Consider the following 21501-nt stretch of genomic DNA (forward strand, 5'->3'; position numbering starts at 1 on the left):
ATGGATGAGATGAAAGAGAGATTAGAATCACTTGGATTAACATATTTGCCACCAGCTCAAGGTAATCAAGAGTTGGTGGCAATGTTCAACCCAGTTCAAAGAAGAGATTATTACCATAATTATAACTATCAAGATAATGTGCAAAAAATGGCCCAAGTTGTGAATCAAAACAATAACAGTAAAGACATTTTTGACAACCAACAAACATATCGGTTGTTGAATAGTTCGCATAGTCGTATGGGGCAAGATCAAATGCGAAAATTTCAAGACTTCTCAACTGCAAATCAATTTTTCACATTTGATATTGAAACACTTGGAAATGCTCTTCATGGTGATAACTTCAGCATTTCTGAAATTGCAGTACAAGGGTTCCAGCGAAATGGAAATAAATTTAAGCCATCTAACCAAAGCTTAACACTTGTTGGATCACCATCGCAGTCTGTACAAAATGATATGATTCAAGTTATCACTCAATTACGTCAGGATCCATATCAATTCAATAAGTTGGAAGATTGGAAGAAGCGTACGCTTGTTGACTTAACAAGATATTCAACTCGAACCGATGGCGGAGTAACACCTGCTGTTTTTGAAAGTCAAAATGGCAATATGATTAACTTTGGTCATAACAGTTTAGCTAATACCTTCTTTAAAGATGAAAGAATGATTGCTTCAAGAGTTATTGAGAAGATGAGTAATGTGTTACAACATGCAGAGTCAGGTTTAGAAAATCTAAGCGAAAATAAATATGGATTAAACTCTAATCAAATGATTGATCAATTCAATAAATTTGTTCATCAAAACAATGATAGTTATTTCATATCCTACAATGGAGATTCATTTGATATTCCAAAATTAAAGGCTTTTGGAGAGCAAGCAGGAAATAATCCTATGCTGACTCCCAATAAACATTTAGACTACTTTCGTGTTATTCAAACAACATTCCCTAATCCTTTAGATTTACATCGCTTATTAAATCAAGATGCAAGCAGACCTAGTACTGGGATGACAAAACTACAAGCATTCCGCAGTACTTTAGGATACGATACGGAAGCAGCGCACAGTGCTACTCACGATATTGGGTTAGAAGGATTAGCTGGAGTTATACAAGAAAGTAATCCTCATATTCAAGATAGAATTCAAAATGGCAAAACAAGCATTGGAGATGGATTTAATTTTCAAACTGAAAAGTTTAGTTGGAATGATGCACCAGTAGAGAGAGGACAGACTTTATTTGCTTTGGGTGGAGTTCGAGCAAGAAGAGATGGCGAATTATCCTTTGCAGCAAAGTTTGATCCAGAAACAGGTGTGTACAATCCGATTAATGATTCTTTTAATACAACTATCATTAATGCAAAAACATTCTATGATCTGGAAGGAATCGTTGATTTATCTGATGGAAATACGAATCGATATGGATTAAAACTTTACGATCAGGATAGAGATTTACACAACTTTATTATTCGTGAAGGCGACAATGCATTACATGAGATTCAAGACTTTATGCAAAATCGTTTCTATAATTGGGATGGTTTAGATAAAGAAACACGTAGAAGAGTATCAGATGCTCGATTAACAGATAGTGCTAGACGGCAGTATGAACGATTGTTTAGTTTGGAGAAAGCAGGAACTGGAAGGACAGGTGGGTTTAATGCTGCTCAGCGAACGTATCAAAATGCAAAAGTTCTAGAAGAACGTCTTAGTGGAAAAGATAAAAACATACAAGGACCTGATTATCATGCGTTAAGGCAGAATCGTATCACTCATGAAAGTATGATGGAGCAGCTTCGTTCTGGATTCGACAGCTTATGGAATCCTGAAACAAAGTCGTGGGTAAAAAATGAGAGAGAAATGGAAAACTTCTTCCGTATGGGAGAAAGACTTATTTCAGAACGGCCAGCCTTTGAACCTGCCCTAAAATATATTGAAAGTCATTTGTCTGAGCCGACACAAAGGGATTTAGCTTGGAATCTATATACAAAGAAAGTAAATGAAGCATTCCCTATGGCAAAAGAGACTATTCCTCTACAAGAATTTGAAAACCGAAGAGTTGGATATACAGACTTTAATACAAATACAAAACACTCTTTAGATATGAGTTCATGGAGCTCAACTGAGCAAAGCATAAGTCGATATGTTTACAGTAGAGATATAAGTCAAAATGGAGATTTAACGCCTGAATTGAGAGAAGATCGATACCGGGAGCGAATGAACCAATTTTTAAAAACATTACAAGGTAACGATGTTATAAATGAAAATACAGCTAACGAATTAATTAATATTAATAATCAAAGCGCTACAGTTAGAAATGCCATTATCGAAGCAACAGACATTTTGCAAAGTAAGGTCTTTGACTTTGATAGCACTGTTCAACAAATATCACTTGGATATAATAATGCTATTCAGCAAATGGATTTAGCAACAAATGAAATAATGTTCCAAGAAGCGGTCAAACAAGTTAGATCCATGAATCAGGTTCGAATCAACCCACAGCAAGTAACAGGTTCAAAAGTTGAATTCAGTCCAGAGGTAGAAAGAGCACTTCAGCGATTAGATCAATCTCGTTTAAGTGGATTGTCACCGAACAACAGACAAGCGTTAGAAAGTGTTTTGTCTAGTGTTGTAGGAAACAGCAAATTTAATCAACATCATGTTGCTTTAAGCATGGACCAGCAAACAGCTAATGCTAGAATTTCCATTTACAATCCATCAAATAGTACAAGCGTGATTGACGCTATCAGCAGTGGACAGGAGCACCCCAATGCCCTAAGCATTAATGTTCCTTTAGTTGGAGAACATGGTGTACATCAAATTGGAAATAGACGTATTAACGCAAGAAGATACATGGATTATCAAGATGGCCAGTTTGTAGTAAGGTCTTCCACTCAACAGCTTGCAGATAATTATACTCGTAATATGAACCGAATCTTAAGAGATTTTGATGAAGGGGATATCGAAGGTGCCAATAATCGTGCCAGAAGAGTTCTAAATGAAAGCTTAAGAAATCTTTCTGGAATACAGAGAAACTTAACATCTAATGATAGCTTCAACATGAACAATAACCAATCTGACTTTTTCAAACAAGGAAATGTTGAAGTTGATACAGCAATGGTTAAAGATTTATATGCAAGAAACAGACTGACAAATGATGATTTTTATACAACAGCATTTGAAGGTGGAAGGTTAAGGCCAGATGTATCAGTAAATGATTTAAAGCCTGCCAAAGCATATGAAGTTTCATTAGCAGCTGGAGATTGGTTAAGAGATAACAATTTAAATCTCTTTGCAGGAACAAATAAAGGTGAACATGTATCTCAAATGATGTTTAACGAACTGGATATTCGAGAATTTCTACCTTATGGTCATTATACGTTCCAAGGTCGAGATAACTCTGTTCAGTTACAAAATGCTCATTTATTAAACGCTCAAGTGCAAGAAAACATCTTAAATAATACAGAAGGCTATGTGAGCTTTAATGAACTAGTTGCTACTAATAAACAACGAGAATGGGTTAATCATTGGAGACAAACAAATCCTTCAGACGCAGCAGGAATGCAAATAAAAACAGCCTTCATTAACGATGGAACATTAATGGATCGAATAAACTCACTTTCTGAAACAGAAAAAGGTTTAGATCTTCTGCGAGAAGAGGGAATTATCAATGCAGATGGATCATGGAACCACACAAAAATCCCACGTATATATGAACAACAAGGATTGATTTCTCAGGACTTACAAGAGCAGGTTAAAGTAACAGAGCAGAAGATTTTATCTGAAACGGACGATGTAACACTATTTCGTAATTCAAGAAATGGAGATACTGTTCAACCGGGGCAGGCAATAGGATATGAAATGATTAATGGGTATCAAAGAGAGTTGCGATATCAAGGTCCTAACCCAGGTACCGTTATCCAGCAGAATGGTCGTGTAGGTGTTGCGTGGGAAGAAGATGCCTTCAAGTATATCGTTGAAGGGGAGAAAATGACAGATGTTCCTATCAGCAGACGTTTAATGTCCGCTATAACCGGTGATGATTCCGTCAGTATGATTCTTAACCCAAACATTAAAAAGCACCGTGACTATGGTATGTTCTTGTCAGGAAAAGCAAAAATATTAGCAGACTATGCGCATCAATTAAGTAATGATTTAGTTCAAGCTACAATAGATGCTCCTGTAACAGATAAAGCAAGCAGAAAAGCGTTAAGACGTATGGAGTTAGAGACTCAGTTTAACCGAACCATAAATCTCGCTTCAACAGTTGGTCTTCATTGGGATGCAAGTAGTAGGTCATTCATTCAAGAAGGAAACCCAAATATACCAGCAAATAGTTTTGAAAATATATTTGAAGAGCTCGGTTTGGTGGATAGGGATGAGCAAGGAAATGTTCTCCGAAGAATCGACCAATCATCTTTAGGTGACGAACTTGCGATTCTTGAAGCAAGAGTAAGTAAAGTAAGTAATCACAGTAAAATGATAGATGAAACAGGCCGAATCGTTTTAGAAGTGGGTCATGATAGAGATGGTAATATAACGAAGAAATACCGTCGTAATGATTTAGGACAGTTTGAGCATGGTGGAGTGAGCTGGGGTCATCGAGAAATGGGGGTCTTTAAAGACCTAAATCTCACTGAAACCTATAATAAAGTATATGAAACGATGATGACTCAAGCTCAACAGAATAATAGATTAAATGAAACAAAGAGTATGATTGCAGCTGTTAGTGGAGCTGTCAATGAAAACCATACATTGGTTTCTGATGCTTCGACATTAAGTGTTGATGATTTTAGATCTCTTCCTGAAATTGATCGTGATACAAATACGTATCAACAGACTATTTTTGATCGAGACTACATTGAACGACTGCATGGTAATAATAATGCTCACGGATTTTGGTTGGAGCTCCCAGGTGTTCAGCAAACAAATGGCGACACAAGAAGAGTGACTGCAAACATAAATGGAAGCAGTGGGGAAAGACAAGCATTAAATCGAATTTTCATTCCATTTACTAACTTAGAAGGAGCTAATGGAGAAGTTCACTTAAGAGAGCTTCAACGTAGCATTGGTGACATTTACAGGAGAGCAGCAGATGTAATTGGCGCAGGTTCCATTGATGAACGAGCACGCTCGATGGACGGTTTGCAGGGTGCTGTGGATCGATACTTTGATCAAACAGTAAAAGATATCACTTCTTCTAAAGGACAAACAGGGAGCAGTGTATTGAAAGCTAGCATGCCTTCATCTGGAAGCGGCCTGTTTAAATTATTAGATCCATCTGTATCAATGGCGCTTGAAGGTGAATTTACATTTATTTCACCAGATGATGCGAAGGCGCTAGGTGTTTATGATAAGTTAAAAACAATTGAGGAGCAGCGGGTAGCTGGAAAGAGTATAGATGATTTAATGGTGATGAATACTCGTTATCCAGTGTTCCATAGTGATGCTGTTCAGATTTCAAAATTGCGTGTAAGTGAAGACGCAAGAAAAGGAGAGTTTTTAACTACTTCTTGGCAATCTGATTTAATGAAGGCTGACTCCGATGGTGACTATAACAACATTGTTGTCTTAGATGATGATAACATCCAAAAAGAGTGGAGAAGACAATATAATTTACAAGAACAAAATCGAGAACAAGCATATCTGGAACAGCTAGGAGATTCTGCTAGAAGCGGACGAGGATTTAATGCAGAGTATGTGCTTGGAGATAATGATGCATTTCGTCCTTTTGATCCAAATACGCAAGAGGAAATGGCAGCGAAAATTGGTAAACGGGTAGTTGGTTCTGCATCTAACTTAAACTTATATATGAGACAAGTTGCTGACCAATATCTAAATCATGGTTCAGAAGAGCGCAGAGCTATTTACGAAATGGGTCAGGATTTAGAGCAAAAGCTTATTTCTTCAAAACATGGATTAACCGTAGAAGAGGGTCGTGCTCCTGCTATTGAAATGATTAATTCGGTATACAATAATAACTTCAGTGAAGCCAGAAAAATACAGCAAAAGTATTTTAAAGAAGACTTCAATTTAGAAATGATGGAAAAAGCTTTCTCTGGTTTAAGTAAAGCATATGAAAACCTAGACCAAGGCCTATATAATCCTTCACTAAAGTTTGGTACATCACGAGGATTGAACACAGATGTCGGATTAAAAAATATCCATGACTTACTTCAAGGAGAAGCGGCCATGCATGAGACTGTTCAAACGAACAGCACATTGCGAATGCTTCAAAACATTTTAGGAGTAGATAATCAGCAAACATTTACAGACATGGAAGGGAACTCTCATGTTCGAGTAGACCCATATGAATCCAGAAACGCCCATATGCGTTCTGATCGATTAGGTGGCATGCAAGGAGCTATTCAGGAATATGGAGTAGATTTATCCGGCGGCTCTGAAGGATTTGGAAACAAGATTTCAGATTTGATGGATACTGTTAATAATAATCGAAACTTTAAGTGGGGAATTATTGGAGCGGGGCTTGCACTTGGAGCTCTGGGAGGATACAATATTCTTAGACATAAAGATCCAATCGAGGCTCCACAAGATGAAATGCATTACACAGTTAACAACTCACCTGTTCAGCCAGCAATAGATATGAATCAAGGGAGCTATTCAGCAAATGCTGATATAAGTGTTAATGCACGAGGTGGATCTTTAAATGACAACGAATTGGCACATATGATAAATCAAGGAATGGTAGATTCACAAATGAATCCTAGCAATCCACGAATAACAATTAACACAACTGATAATACACAGCAGCTTAATCGTTTCTGGTATAGAGATAAGATTGAGGAGAATGTGTAAGGAGGTTCTTTAATGGCTACAACATTAGCAGTTGATGACCGGGATTCCCGTTATGGGGTCCTCGGTGATCATTATATGCGTATTGGAGATACACAGTTTTATTTACCTCCAACAGATATAAAAGTACATCGAATGATGAAGAATCAAAAGGTTTCTGTAATGCGAGGGAAAAACAGCTTGCCGAAAGAGTCTGGCTATTTTGATCGAGTAATAACACTAACTATCTTCTTCCCAGATGTAAGGTCTATAAATGATGAGTTAAGACCTCTATTGGCACAAAGTAAAAAGTGCCCATTTTTACCAATAGAAAACACTTATTTAAATGATGCACATAAGGTAGAAGCAATTACAATACAGAATGTTACAGTGCAAACCACACCAGGTTTTCCTAATACATTGCAGGCAATTATTCAATGTTATGCATTTGAACCAGCTGCGTACATATATGGTTCTACTGAAAAGACATTTGATGAGATGTTTCATTGGCCATTATTTAGATGGTATTATGGCAGGCATTTAAAAAAGGTAAAAGTTGTTGATCCTGTCTTCAAGCAATTGTTTGGCAGTAATTCAGATAAGCAATTAACTTACTTTGAGCCTGTAAGTGGAGAGGTGACAAACGATTTTCAGTTTCGTATTGTAGCTGAAGATGATTTGTTAGCAATACGTGAATGGAACAAAGAGAAGAAAGAGCTAATTAAGGCTTGGCAGGAAGATAAGAATGGGTCTAGCTTAGGTGATTTCTTCAAAAATGCTATCAGTTCAAAGAAAGATGGAGCTAAGCCTATAACGAAAAAAGGCAAAGAACAACAGTTTAATGAAGAATATGATGAGTTATATTCAAAAGCAATGTATGAATATGATTTGCATTATGAAACTTGGGACTTAGGAAGAATGGAGCTAGAAGACTTTAGCATAAGTTTTGAAAACTCTATTTCATCTTATCAATTGCAGATGCATCAATCTCCTGCACACCAATATTTAGGTTCTCAGGATACTGTAATTGTAGCACGATTTAAGACAGATGATATGGAGTCTGTTGCCAGTTTAGAAGATCTTATGAGAAGGACATCCTATCTGACACGTGAATACCACAAAGAAGTTTCAAATGGTTTCCTTGAGATTGACCATCAATTAGCAAGGCTCTATGGAGTGAAAAGTGTTGTCATTGATGATGTAAGTATCAATACAATAGAAGGTATGCCAGGTGTGTATGACATTACATTGACCTTAATGGCTTATAATCGTGCTGAAAAGAAAATGCATGAAGTAAGTGCAATGACTTTGGGGTTAGACTGGGATGCAAGTGGTACTATTGTAAATCCATACTTACAAAATGCGATGGCAGGATTTAAGAAAATACACACGTCTATTGGAATACAGCAAAATGCAGAACAACAAGCTATTTATAATGAACATGTTATTAATGCTTTTCGTGCGGCAGAACTTTATCCAGACTTAGAGCTTCCAACATATGATGAAGTAAGAGAAGCTGGATTTAGTTTAATAAATAATAACAATGGAGTCTTTGTAGATCCAGACTTTTTTATAAAGTATGATAGTTTTCAAGACTATGCTCAGCTATTAAGCGAATCTATTGATTCAGGAAGCAGCGACATCAAAATGTATGATGCCACTGGAGGAACTGCTACGGTTACTAAAGGTGGATTAAAGCTTGATGAAGTTGCTGATAGAAAAGTAGAAGAAATGAAGACTATTACAAAAAACAGTGTTCCGAATCTGGGTGTTTCTGAAAACGTCAATGCAAATCAAGATACTACAAATCGTTCTACCCTTGAGATGGAAGCCTTAATAAGAAAATCTGCACAGGTATATGAAATTCCTGAAATCTATCCAATAGCTTTTGCGAAAGCATTTGACTCCAAGTTAAGGCATTTTTATGAAGTGGGAGACAATCCTGAACTTGGTGGGATCTATAATAGTAGTGCTGGCTCTCCAATTTTTATGGGGTCCAATTTAAACCTTCTAGGTGGAGATAGATCTGCGGATTATGCAGGTGTTATGCGTGTTTCCAATCAATATGGGGATGCTAAATTAATTAGTAAAAGCATAGAGTATAATGTTGATGTTGGAATGCGTTACATGAAGTACTATTGGGAAGTTGCAGGTTCCATGATGGAAGATGAGAGAATTAATACAGATCGCTTGCATCAAATGTTAGATATTCCTAATACGAGTTTAGACGATAGCTACAAAGCGCAATTCATTCTTATGTCTGCTCTCTATTTGCAACATGACCGAGAAATTCTTGCAGTGATGAATAAAGGGCAAGAACCGAGAGCAAGTATCCTTCGTATTTATGAGCACTTACTAGATGTATTGGATGGAACAGAAGCATGGGGATATGAAAAGTTGCAGAAAGAGTATGGGAAGCTAAAAGTGCAAGATTACAAGGCCACCATCTATACCGTTGATGATGACAATCCAACTCTTAATATTAAGCAATCTGATATCGATATTGAAGATACAACAGAGTTAGAAAAAACAATGATGCATGATATGCTTGAATATGACCGTAGAGGGAGACTTGTTAGGGCTTTCCCAACATTTTTTATGACATTTATTGATGAAGGACAATTTGTAGGAAGTGCAAAAATGTCAGACCAGTACTTTCACTACAGAGCAATTAGTGACATTACATACAATAATAGTCGGAAGCAAGCTTCCAGTACACTAGTGTGTGAATTAAGTAATGTATTCGGCTCCTTAAGTGATAGTGAGAAAGCACAAGATTTAACGCATACTTCATTTGGCGATATGTTCCTTGCATCAATTATGCCAGGCGCTGTTGCAAAAGCTCAAGAGAGAAGCAGACATCGAAATTCTAACTTCTATAAGAGTATTTATCTTCGTACAGGTGTTAGGGTTCACATGAGAATGGGATATGGAGCAAACGCTGCTGAACTGCCAACTATCATGAATGGAACTATAACAAGTCTTCAAAATAATGGAGCAACCATAACAATGATTGCTCAAGACGATGGAATAGAGCTTACGAATAAATTAAATGCAATGATGGATATTGATCCACAAGATGAAACCAGTGGATTTTTAAGCTCCAAAAAAGAGCCAACGGAAATTATCGATGAGCTATTAACTGACTCACGAGGATTATGGTCAAACATTTCTGCATCACTAAGCAACAAAGAATATCAAGATCATGCACTTGGTGTAATGCATTTCGGTGAAACTGGATTACCTCAAGGAATTGCAGACTTTAAAGATTTATTTACACTTGGAATTATGGAGAGCAGGGATCGGGCTGAAGTAAATATGAATGTTTATCAGACGACGGGGCTCCTTCATGAAGATCAAAGCAAATGGTACAACCGATTAAAGGATGGTCTTGGAATTGGAGAATCAGATGAGGTAAATATTAATATTAACCTTTATGATAAGACGATATGGGATGTTCTAAACATTGGAGCATCAGTCGGGTCTGACATGATAACAGCGGTCCATCCATTTGGTTTAAGAAGTACTATCTTTTTAGGGAAACCATACTTCCCAATCACCTATGGATATAAAGTTGACTTAGAATCAGAAAAAGTTGTTGGTGAGAAAATCAAGTCGTTCAAACAACTGCATTCTTACGATAGTTACACATCCATTATTAGTAATGGGATTAAAGCTACGGAAGACAATATGTATACTGTTGCAGTAGGGGCATATAACAATGAGGGTAAACTGAATGTAACCCCACCAGTTTATGTAGATAGTAATATATGGCCAGAGAAACAAAAGACAGTAAATATTGATACAACATTGAATGCTAAAGGAGTAGCAGCGTTAGGGGCAGTTCCCTTTATTGGAGATATGTTAAATAAACCAGCTAAATGGTTCTTTGATGAAGGTGTTGCACTTAAAATAACTGCTGCAGGACTACGTGATTTTGTAAAAGATATGTATGATGGTTATTTGACGGTTCCTGGTGATCCCTCTGTGAAGCCTTACGACACAATGCTACTTCAAGACTTTTATACAGATATGGTTGGTCCCGCAGATATGAAGGAGATTATTCACGTTATGAATCACGATGTAGGATTCATAACAATGATAAAACCTGATGTAATTGCCTACAATGAAGATCAAACTATTTTTAATACCATTGCACGAGCGATGACAGTTGTAGCTTATGCTGCCACTAGAATGATTGCCCACAATATTTTAAAAGCAAAAGGATATACAGGTTCATTTCCTATTTTAAACGCAGTCTGGTCAAGCACAAAAGAAAAGATGGGTAAAGCTCATCGAACATTTAAAGGAACCGCTTCTAAGGTAACAAATAGAATACCGCAGCTTGATATTGACCGATGGAAGAAAAATGGAACATTTGATAGTCTCTCTAAATCCTTTGGTAATGTTTCTAAGAAAGACTTAGAAGACCTGTTGAAGAAAGGGCAATTAAATGCATCTAAAACAATAAAAGATTTCAATAAGAAGTATCCTAACTTAAATAAAAAAGCAAGTACAGTTTTATTGAAGGGTGAAAAGGGAGCTAAGAAAGTTTTGAGTGGTGGAAAGGCTTTGGGATCTGTAGTTAAAGGAGCTTGGAAAGCAAAGCACGCTTTATTAGGACCTGCAGGTATTGTAACTTTAGCAATAGAAAGTGTAGTTGTATCAGCTCTTAGCTCAACAGTTGGTGAGTTTACTGAAAGATTTTTAATGAATAGGCAAGCTGTAATTATTGTTCCTCTGAAAAAAGATGGATTTGAGTTCACTGCAGGTATAAATGGAAATAAAGGTTCAGTCGAATCCATACCAGAAGATTTAACAAAGTTTTATGAACATCTTCCTGGACCGCTTTTAGATATGTATATAAGTGCAGAAAGTGCAAACAGTGAAGATGCAGGAGCTAGATTATTTTCAATTCGAAGTGCTTCATCTCAAAAAACAGTTGATTTAAGCACCATTTTGAATGGACGGATATCTTCCAGTCATATGTATAAAGATAATGGACTTATTGAAGAGATGTATAAAACAGATGTAGCAGCAGCAGAGAAAGAGATTGCAGAGCGCTTAGAATATTTAGTTAGCATGACACAAGAAGCTCAAAATGTTCAATATACTCATCTTCAAGAAAAGGATTTGAGTGCTCAAAGTATTTTCTCTAACTTCCTCAATCTGTTGTTTAAGGGCAGTGATACAGAGACCGAGCAGTGGGATGGTACAGGAAGTATTTCACTTAATGGTAAAGCTGTTAATCTATCAAAGTATTTTAATAAGCTTGGACCGATGATCGATAAAGAAACAGAAAGACAAGGTGTTCCCCAGTATGCGGAAATATTAAAAGCAAAAACAATGCAAGAATCTGGTGGTAATTATGAACGATATCCAGATGTCATGCAGTCATCAGAAAGCTTAGGACTCCCTCGAAACTCTATCGGTTTAAGTCGAAGTTTAGAGCAAGGTGTAAAATACTTCATACAGATGATGAATTCAGCAGGTGGAGATGTCGCCCTAGCTATGCAAGCTTATAACTATGGTGGTGGATTTATCAACTATGTTAAAGAGCGTGGTGGAGCATGGACACAAGAATTAGCAAATGCTTTCTCTGACATGAAAGCAAGCCAATTGGGTTGGAAAAGATATGGAGATAAAAATTACATTAAAAATATCATGCGCTACTATGAATATCCAAAAGGTGGAACAGATGACGCACCATCCACAATCGGGTCAGAAGGAAGGTCAAAATATCGATTGAGTTTAAGTCAAGCTAAAAGTCAATTGATTGAAGCTAGAGAAGCTAATGATAGAAAGTTTAATGTTACATTAGTTGGATCAAGTACAAGCTTGATGAGAAAAGGCACATTTGATTTATTAAATCAAATAGCTCAGGATTATAAAAAGTCTACAGGGAAAACAATTAATATTACAAGTGCTTATCGAGCAAATGATCCAAACTGGCATGGTACTGGATATGGGGTAGATATTGATACCCCCAATACAATGAGAAGACTTTCTGGAGGAAAGCTTGGATTTCCAAACGGTAATGATAAAAATGAAGCAGTCAAGTTGATTGAAGCATCTATTAAAGCAGGTTTTAGTGGAATTTATTTTGGAGATTGGTTCATTATTGAAAATATGAAACGCAAATATCCCAAAGTACAATTCACCTATGAACCAAATAATCATCATAATCACTTGCACTTATCATACCCTCTCAAAGGATAGGAGGTAAAAGCTTTGAGTCGTTTAAGAGAAAGTATATCGAAAGAAGGAGCAAAGCAGTCAAAGGAAGAGAGTTCACATGGTCTAATCGGCCATGTGATTCGCTACCATCCTGAATCATTTAAATGTTACTGTGATGAGCATAAAGATCAAGAGTTCAAAGATACAGAAAGACATACAGCAGATGTCAAAGTATATCGTGGGAAAAAAGATGAGATATTAAAACGTGTCCCTTGTATGGTATACTCCCAAGGAATAATTTCAAATGGGTTAGTAAAAGGAGATCGAGTATGGGTTCAGTTTATTAATGGAGATACTGCTTTCCCAGTTATCACAGGTTACTATCGTGAACCTTCTCAATGGGAATTGACAAAGAACACATTTCAATATGCTGCTGCAGACTTTTTAGGTGGACTTTTAGGAGGTGATTAACTTTGGCTAAATGGAAAGACGATTTATATGAGTTTGACCAAAATGTAGATTCCAATATTAATGATTTAGATACGGAGCGAACAGAAGCTAAAGTTAATGATATTGGGATGATTAATCAATCGAATGGTGTTGGCATATTAGCACGAGACAATGGACGATTAGAAGGTTACGCAGATTATGGATTAGGTTTTCGTATGGATCCTGAGACACAGAGTCTTTCAATTTTCGCACCTAATCTAAGAATCTTCAGCAATAGTGTGGAAACACATGATTTTAATAAGCAAGTTACTTTCATAAAAAATGAATACAAAGATGTTCTTCAAATCATACACCAAAAGGAGGATAATTAATGGCTGGTAATTATAGTGAAACGGATATTTCTTTTTTTGGACAAGAAATGATTAGAGATTTTGAAGTCATTCCTCATGAAAAAGGATTCTTCCTTCAGTGGGAAAAGTCTGAAGAAGCAGGAGGTTACTCCATTTATCGTAAACCTATGGGAACAGAGGGATGGGAACTAGTAGTGACATTAGAAGATGGAATAACAAGTTACTTAGACAGTAAACCTCCAATTGACCTACCTTACGATTATCGTTTGTATCGTATTCTTGAAGGAGATTTTATGCTAGGTGAAGCTGATAATGCAGGCGGTGTTGACTTTAAGATGACCACAGGACATGAATCAGGAGCACAGGACGCTACTAATCGGTTACGGACACAGAAAGGTGATTGGAGGTCTCATCCAAATTTAGGAGCTAATTTAGAGCTGTTGGAAGGAGAGTCAAACACACGAGAAACCGGTGAAAGAGGCGTGGAACAAATAAAGGATGCTTTGACATATGATTCACGATTCTCAGATAGTGATGTAACTGTTCGTGCTGTTCCAACTTCTATTGAGCAAATTGATTTCTACGCTATCATAGATAGTGATAACAGAGAGCCAATAGTAGTTAAAGATACATTAAATTTATAAAGGAGTGATGGGTGATGTTAGTTAAGAAAAGCGGCCAAGAAATCATACGTGATGCAATGAATTTAATAGCAGAAAATACACCAATCACGAATCTGAACTCTGGAAGTATTGCAAGATCAATTGTTGAAGCAACAGCTGGCGAATATGAGAATCTGTATGAATTTGCAGAAGCAGTTCTTCATAATGGCTATTTAAGCAGAGCAGATGAGGAGCATTTATTATATTTTGGTGAGTTATTTAATTACCCTAGAAGGATAGAAGTTGTCATTGACCCCGAAACAGGGGATAGAATAGAACAGCTTATTACATTAGACACCTATCGTTATGAGCTTTCAAAACAAGTAACAGCTGCAGTGTCTTCCAATGAAGAAGCTTTGCGATTAGCAATCTTACCAATATCAGGTGTGCAATCAATTGTTGGTAAAGAGTATACACATGGTACTGGTAGCTTCAGTTTCATCATAACAACACTTTATGGATTTGATGCAGAAGCAGTTAAGGTTGATGTTGAGAATGCAATACAAGAGAAGAAAGGCTTTGGAGTTAGGCCAGAGGTTGTGTTGCCAGCAGATATCCCACTTGAAATGCAGCTGCAGATTATTTTTAAAGAGAGCACCCCACAGAAAGATAGCATACGCTATAAAATTCAATCAGGATTAATGAATTACTTCGGTAATTTCAAAACAGATCAAGACTTTATTTATAATGATTTTGTAAAAGAAGTAATGGATATGGACGAAAATATTGTGGATTTTAAGCTTAACTATTTCTACCTTAATGATATGCCCGCCTTGCTTACAAATCACACGGTATTAGAGGAAGAGCGCATTCGACCACGTTTAATCGATGTTTTATAATTAAAATATACTAGGAGGGATATGTTTTGAGTAATCCAACGAAAATATTAGAATATGATTTAGGAATTGAGCTGCAGAATTTATTAGATGAATTAAAGCTTGTGAATGAAGATATTAAACTCGCAAACGCAGAAAGTGGCAAGAAAATATCCCAACGTTTAAAAGAAATTGAAGAAAATGTAATGTCTTTCAATATGAATAAATTAGAGACAGGAAACTTCAATGAATTCTTTACGTACGATGCTGACAGTAATGTTATTCAACATGAAGTTACTGGTGATAATCCTTCTGTAACAGAATATGGTTATAAAGAAGATGGAAGCGGAGAGTTGAAAGATTCAACTAAAACTTTTATAGATACAAATGGTAATACAATAACAATCCATAAAACGTATATGTATACCGATGGAAATATTACAGGTATTGCAACAAGTACAACTGTAACACTACCAGAAGCATAAAGAGGTGATTGTATGGACGTAGTTTCACTTGGAAAAGCAATGAGTACATTGCGAAGTATTCAAGAATTAAATGATGCAATTATTGGCCAGAAAGCAGAAGGGCATTTCAAAACTGTCGATCATCGGTTGGATTGGATAGAAGGACAAGCGGAGAAATTGATTGTGAAAGGAAGCAAGCAAATTGGTTTAAATCAAGGTTTGTCTTATAACACTGAGGTAGATAATAATAAAATAAAACTACAAGTAGTGGGAAAAACTATAATAAATTCAGAGACGAATTTGTTATTAAATAACTTAAACAAAACCTTTGGATTTAGTTTTTCTCCTAATTTGTTTCGGTTTAGTAATCAGGGAGAAAGTGCAATGTTTGATGGTGATCTAGGAAATTTGGGAGCCAACTCCTCTATAAGCTCAACTTTTCCTGGATGGTTTCAAATTTCTTTTCATGAAGCTAAAAATCTCTCCAAAATGAGATTTATTTATAATGGGTATGGAAAACCAAGAGAATGGAAAGTAGAAGGAAGCAATGATGAAATAGAATTCGATCTTATTTATCATGAAACAAATGAAACCAAAACAGAAATTGACATATTAATAGAAGACCCAGTTCCTTATCAGTACTATCGCATAACATGGAACAGTATAAGATCTGGAAATAGAATGACAGTTAATGAAGTTGAATTTTACGAGCAAGAAGAAATAAACACATATTTTCCACAAGGAACATGGACTTCTCCTGTTATAGATTTAGGTATAGGATGGAAAGAAACAAAGTTAGTGGATGTGTTGAAGCAAGAAACAGCAAATGCTACGGTTACACTAGAAGTGGCCACCTCCACAGATGGAGTGTCTTTTACACCATTCACACTTTTAGATGAGTCCAATCCACAACAATCAAGATACGTAAAGATACGTGCAACACTATCAGCAGATGCCGACATTGGTGGAGAAGATAAGACTCACGACTTTGACCAGTCCAGTGAAGAAAACAGATTCACCTTGAATGATTATGTAGAAGCTAACGGTGAATTAAAACTTGTAACGTCTTACACAAGCATAGATGAAACACCTACACCAGAAGGAGTAGGGCAAGTATATGAGTATGTCATTGATAAGAGCAAGTTTAAGAAAATAGAAAGCATTTCAGTAAACTAAAAGGAGAGATATAAAATGTCTATAGATGAAACTTATTCGAGAACATATATAGCATTCTGTGGTGCAGATTTAATGGTAACAATTAACGGTGAAATCGTAGGAGAATTACAAGAGCTAAATTGGGAAGAAGATTTCTTTGCTTCAGACGAGTATACAATTAATGGGGAAGCTTTATTCGTTACTTTTGAATACGAGCTTGATCTATATAAACTAGCTAAAGAAAAAAGAGAATTCAATATCTGCATTGCTTATGCAGCTGAATATGGTAAAAAAATGTATTACAGAATTTATGATTGCTTACTAACAAAGCGAGCAGGAAAACATGCTGTAGATGATATCGTCATTAATGAAAAGTATTACTTCAAAGCAAAGAGAATTGAAAAGATAACAGGTGAAAAAGCAGATTTTATATTAAGTAAGTAGAGGTGAATTGATATGCCAGTACCAGCTACAACGGGTAGTTTAAAAACAAGCATTCACGATATGGAGATAGGGGATTATATAGTTGCAAGTTCTCATAGAGCAAGCTCTTCATCTGTACCAAGGTTAAATACTAACATGGGAAATGAACATGTGTTAAATAGCGGTAGCTATGAAGATGTGTATTCAGGAACAACAACTGGATCTATTCTTTTCTATTACGTGAAAGTAGCAAAAGGTTTGCTTATAAGTGATCGTGTAATTTACCATACTATTTCGTGGGATTTACTGAATACAAATAAACTTATACAAGAATTACCTTGGGACAATGGAAACATTATCCCCATTATGACAAGTAATAATTCTCCTAGTGGAGTGGCTAGTGCGAGTGGGGAATATGTAGAGCCTCTTAATAACAGTAAGGTTTACAGAGCATGGGAAGCTTTTCATGATAATTATACTGGTTGGTTATCAGATACTCCTGGAAGAGGTTGGCTTTCATATCAGTTCGCCAAAGCAGAGATTGTAAACGGCTATAAATTTAAATCCTCAGGTTCTATGTATAATTTAGAGCAAGCACCTAAATCATGGACATTTGAAGGCTTTGATGGTGAGAACTGGGTCATACTTGATGAACAAAAAGATGTAACAAATTGGATTGAAGGTGAATATAAGTCATTCAGTTTTTCAAATTCAACTCCTTATTTAACTTATAGAATACTTGTCACAGAAAACCAGAATACCAGTAGAGTTGTTAATATAGGGCATTTAGAAATGTATGACACAGCAGGCACTATACGCTCCCTTACAGGAGGAGTAGCTTATGCAGATGAGAATGGAAATAAAAGTACAATGGATCAAAGCTTTGGAGCATGGCCGACCAATAATGAATGGGATCGTTATATTGTAAACTTTCCTGAAGAGAAGATACAAGTAGGTAAGACACTAGATGATGTGTTTCATTCGAGTAATATTAGAGCGTGGACTCAAGACACTCCAGATGTAAACCTATCTTCAGGAAGTCCTTCTAGTAGGGTTACAAGAGGAGGAGGAAGTGGGGTAGAAAATGTTGTATTCTACACATCAAGTGGAGCCACTACAACAAATGGATTTCGTCCGTGTTTTGAGTATAAAGAATAAAGGTAGGTGAATAAAGAATGGCAACAGTAGGAGAACAATTACTTCAGCCAGAGAGTGGTTGGAGAAGATATGATGATACACATGAATCTATTAAGTATCATGACTTAGTAAATATAGGAGCTTCTTTGTCAGGAGCATACAATGGAACTTATTCTTCATACAATATTCCTGAAGGAGAAACATTTGCTAGTTTTAAGTTTATTGGCAGTAAGATTAGATGGACTGCAAGAATAAATATAGGTTACTCCGAGAAGGCAGATATATATATAGATGGTAACAATATTGGATCTGCAAGTCTTCAAGGAGATAATGCATATCAAATTTTAGTGTTTGATTTTTCAAACTTAGAATACAAAGAACATATCGTAAAGATAGTGCTTCCTCAAGGTGGTACTGTTAATTTAGATGCTATTGATATAGACGAAACAGGAGAACTCCTTCCACCACCTGCTCAAGTAGGCGACCAACTTCTTGATCCAGAAGAAGGTTGGAAAAGATATGATGATAGACATCCTGCTATTAAGTATGAGGGAAATTGGATTCGAAGTAATATAACGGGTTACTTTAACGGAACAACTACAGGGACAGATTCAAATGGCGAGGATTCGTACAGCTTTAAATTTATCGGAACAAAAATAAGACTAGTTGATGCTTTAGCAGAAAATCGCAGTTCAAGTGTTAGAGTAATAATAGATGGGGTTGAGGAATCCTATTCAGCTTATGGCCCATCAACAGCAAGAGCTACTCTAGTTTATGAAAAAACAGGGTTAGAATTTAAAGAGCATACGGTAGAAGTGATAAATAGTCTAACAAGATTTATTGCTCTTGATGCTATCGACATAGACGAAAATGGTAGATTCCTTCATGAATCGGAAGCCCTGACACCAGATGAATTAACAATCGGAAAGCGCATCCGAGCACACTACTCAGCTCCCACAAGTGGTCAAGTAGGAATCTTCTCTAATCTAGGAGAAGAAACATATGTAGATGGAATTAATGATTTTATTCCACCAGAAAGTAGCACTACACCTGATGGGGATTTCTATTATATTTGCGTAGATGAATATAATGGGAAGAAGATACTTGTTGCAGATCGAAATATTCAACACTCAATTTCCTGGGACACATTGAACAGTGAAGGAATTCCAAATACGGGTTTGCCTATCACGATTGAAGAATATGATCCATCTTTATACTCCTTTACTACTCGTCTATTAACAGGGGGAATTTCAAGTTCCGATAAAGACAATGAATGGGATAAATATATTGTAGAAGGAACAGGTAATGGAAGATATGTAGCGGGTGATGATGAGGTGTGGCATTGGGACATTAGTGTAGGTAATCAAAATACCTGGTTTCCTAGAACATGGACTTCATCAACTCCGTCATCAAATGCTCAACATCGTGTGTTAAGAGGACAATCTTTATCTGGAATAAGCCCAGCGGGGGTTGATGCTTTTTACACAGCTCTTTCAAATGAAGCGTCTAATGTTAGAGCTTTCCGTCCCGTCCTAGAAATAGAATCACTTACTCCTCCTTCTATTAATAAATATTTATTTGAAGATAATGGAGAAGTGAAGAAGTGGGATAGTCTAAATAATATTTGGATTACTATTTCACCTGCTCCAGCAACCGAACAACTCTTCCTAGAACAAGGAATGGATAACTTGGACGAAATAACCGATGAAGGATTACAACAACTTGTATCGTCGAGTCCAAAACTACTTCATTATACAGATGATGCAAGTAAAGAAAGTTCTACTATGAGTATACAAGCTGTACCACATGGACAATTAGTGTTTCCTGAAGGAGATATAGAGGTCTCTGGGGGAGTAGAAAATATAAATATAAATATAGAATTTGAACCCTATGTGTTTGAAGGCTTAATACCAACATTAAATTCTAATCAATCTAATATTGGAGAAGTTATATATAACCATGAGTATAGTTCAGGTTATAGAGGATGGATGGCTTTTGACGATAATGATAATACCAGGTGGGCTGGTTCAACTAATCCAATAGGATATATCGGTTTTCGTTTTATTGAACCTCAAGTAGTATCTAAATATTACTTTAAAGCATTAGCTCAAAAGCCATATAACTACCAATTCGAAGGTCGCAATGACAATAGTAATTGGGAAATATTACATGAAGTAAAAGGTGAAACATGGTTGAGCGATGAGATTGATAAAACACATATAATTGATAACAATGAAAGCTATTCGCACTATAGACTTCATATTTTAAATTCAAATGAATTCGGCCCTTCTATTTCGGAGCTAAAAATGTATAAGAAAAATAGTTATTTAAATCTGAATTGCATAGTTAGTCCAGATCAAAGTTTTACATGGTACAGCTTTAATGGAGAATGGCAGCCTATCGAGCCAACTAAGGAATCAGTCAAACTAAACGGCATGACTCCTGACGTTGTAAGCAACCTTACAAAAGAACAAATTGATTCTCTTTTAAATGGCTCAACCACGTTACGTTTTGCTTACTACCTGGAACAGGAAGAGTTAACTGACACTGTATACGTAGACACACTCACTATTTCTTCTCCACCGGCAGCAAGCGAAACACCTGTATTAGAAGGAATAAACTTAACGTACGATGAACTAACCATTGAAGGTCGTATGAAAGACTTAGAGAAAACTAATGCCATCAATATGGCTAAGCTAAATTTTAAAGCAAATGCATTAATACAATCTGAAAGATACAATCTACATGATTTAGTTATCGACACTTTTGAAGATACTACAGGTGTAGAAAGTATGACCGCTACTTATAGTAATGAGGAGAAGGCGTTCACAGGTACAGGTGAAGTCATTCTTCTCCCAGAACAGGTGGATGTGTCACCTCATACACTATGGATAGCTACAGAAGGGAGTAACGATTTAGTCTTTGAATATTTAAGTGATAATCAAACATGGGTAGAAATTGCAGAAAATAACCTCCATGAATTAAATGAAGTAAATATTACAGAACTAAAAATAAAAATTAAACTTCCAAGTAGCAACTCCAAACTTTCAGCAGTTTCAGTTGGTTGGGCTTAAAAAGCCCTTCCTTC

Annotated in this window: 11 protein-coding genes; all 11 read left to right on the forward strand. The window is 36.3% G+C overall.

Features of this window, described 5'->3' with window-relative positions; translation table 11 throughout:
- Genes D1B32_RS12230 through D1B32_RS12280 form a run of 11 tightly spaced genes read left to right on the forward strand, consistent with a single transcriptional unit; the run spans position 1 to position 21487 of the window.
- A complete protein-coding gene (locus D1B32_RS12230) occupies positions 1–6804 on the forward strand; it encodes a hypothetical protein (protein WP_118889557.1) in 6804 nt (2267 codons plus the stop codon).
- 12 nt (positions 6805–6816) lie between these two features.
- Positions 6817–12999, forward strand: a complete 6183-nt coding sequence (locus tag D1B32_RS12235) for a lysozyme family protein (RefSeq protein WP_118889558.1) — start codon at positions 6817–6819, stop codon at positions 12997–12999.
- A 12-nt stretch (positions 13000–13011) separates the two neighbouring features.
- Positions 13012–13428: a hypothetical protein gene (locus D1B32_RS12240; protein ID WP_118889559.1), complete on the forward strand. Its 417-nt coding sequence runs from the start codon at positions 13012–13014 to the stop codon at positions 13426–13428.
- Positions 13429–13430: 2 nt separating this feature from the next.
- Positions 13431–13778: a hypothetical protein gene (locus D1B32_RS12245; protein ID WP_118889560.1), complete on the forward strand. Its 348-nt coding sequence runs from the start codon at positions 13431–13433 to the stop codon at positions 13776–13778.
- Positions 13778–14401 carry a hypothetical protein gene (locus D1B32_RS24255; protein ID WP_240033783.1) on the forward strand — a complete coding sequence of 208 codons (624 nt, stop codon included), beginning with the start codon at positions 13778–13780 and terminating at the stop codon, positions 14399–14401. Before D1B32_RS12245 ends, D1B32_RS24255 begins: the two co-directional genes overlap by 1 nt.
- Before the next feature lie 14 nt (positions 14402–14415).
- A complete protein-coding gene (locus D1B32_RS12255; RefSeq protein ID WP_118889561.1) occupies positions 14416–15258 on the forward strand; it encodes a hypothetical protein in 843 nt (280 codons plus the stop codon).
- Between the two features lie 26 nt (positions 15259–15284).
- Positions 15285–15719, forward strand: coding sequence for a hypothetical protein (locus D1B32_RS12260; RefSeq protein ID WP_118889562.1), 435 nt, complete (start codon positions 15285–15287; stop codon positions 15717–15719).
- A 12-nt stretch (positions 15720–15731) separates the two neighbouring features.
- Positions 15732–16874, forward strand: coding sequence for a hypothetical protein (locus tag D1B32_RS12265; protein ID WP_118889563.1), 1143 nt, complete (start codon positions 15732–15734; stop codon positions 16872–16874).
- Between the two features lie 15 nt (positions 16875–16889).
- A complete protein-coding gene (locus D1B32_RS12270) occupies positions 16890–17297 on the forward strand; it encodes a hypothetical protein (RefSeq protein WP_118889564.1) in 408 nt (135 codons plus the stop codon).
- A 12-nt stretch (positions 17298–17309) separates the two neighbouring features.
- On the forward strand, positions 17310–18434 hold the full coding sequence (locus tag D1B32_RS12275) for a hypothetical protein (protein WP_118889565.1): 1125 nt from the start codon (positions 17310–17312) through the stop codon (positions 18432–18434).
- A 17-nt stretch (positions 18435–18451) separates the two neighbouring features.
- Positions 18452–21487, forward strand: a complete 3036-nt coding sequence (locus tag D1B32_RS12280; RefSeq protein WP_118889566.1) for a hypothetical protein — start codon at positions 18452–18454, stop codon at positions 21485–21487.
- The last annotated feature ends 14 nt before the right edge of the window (positions 21488–21501 follow it).

The sequence above is a fragment of the Oceanobacillus profundus genome (genome assembly GCF_003515705.1).
Lineage (GTDB): Bacteria > Bacillota > Bacilli > Bacillales > Amphibacillaceae > Oceanobacillus > Oceanobacillus profundus.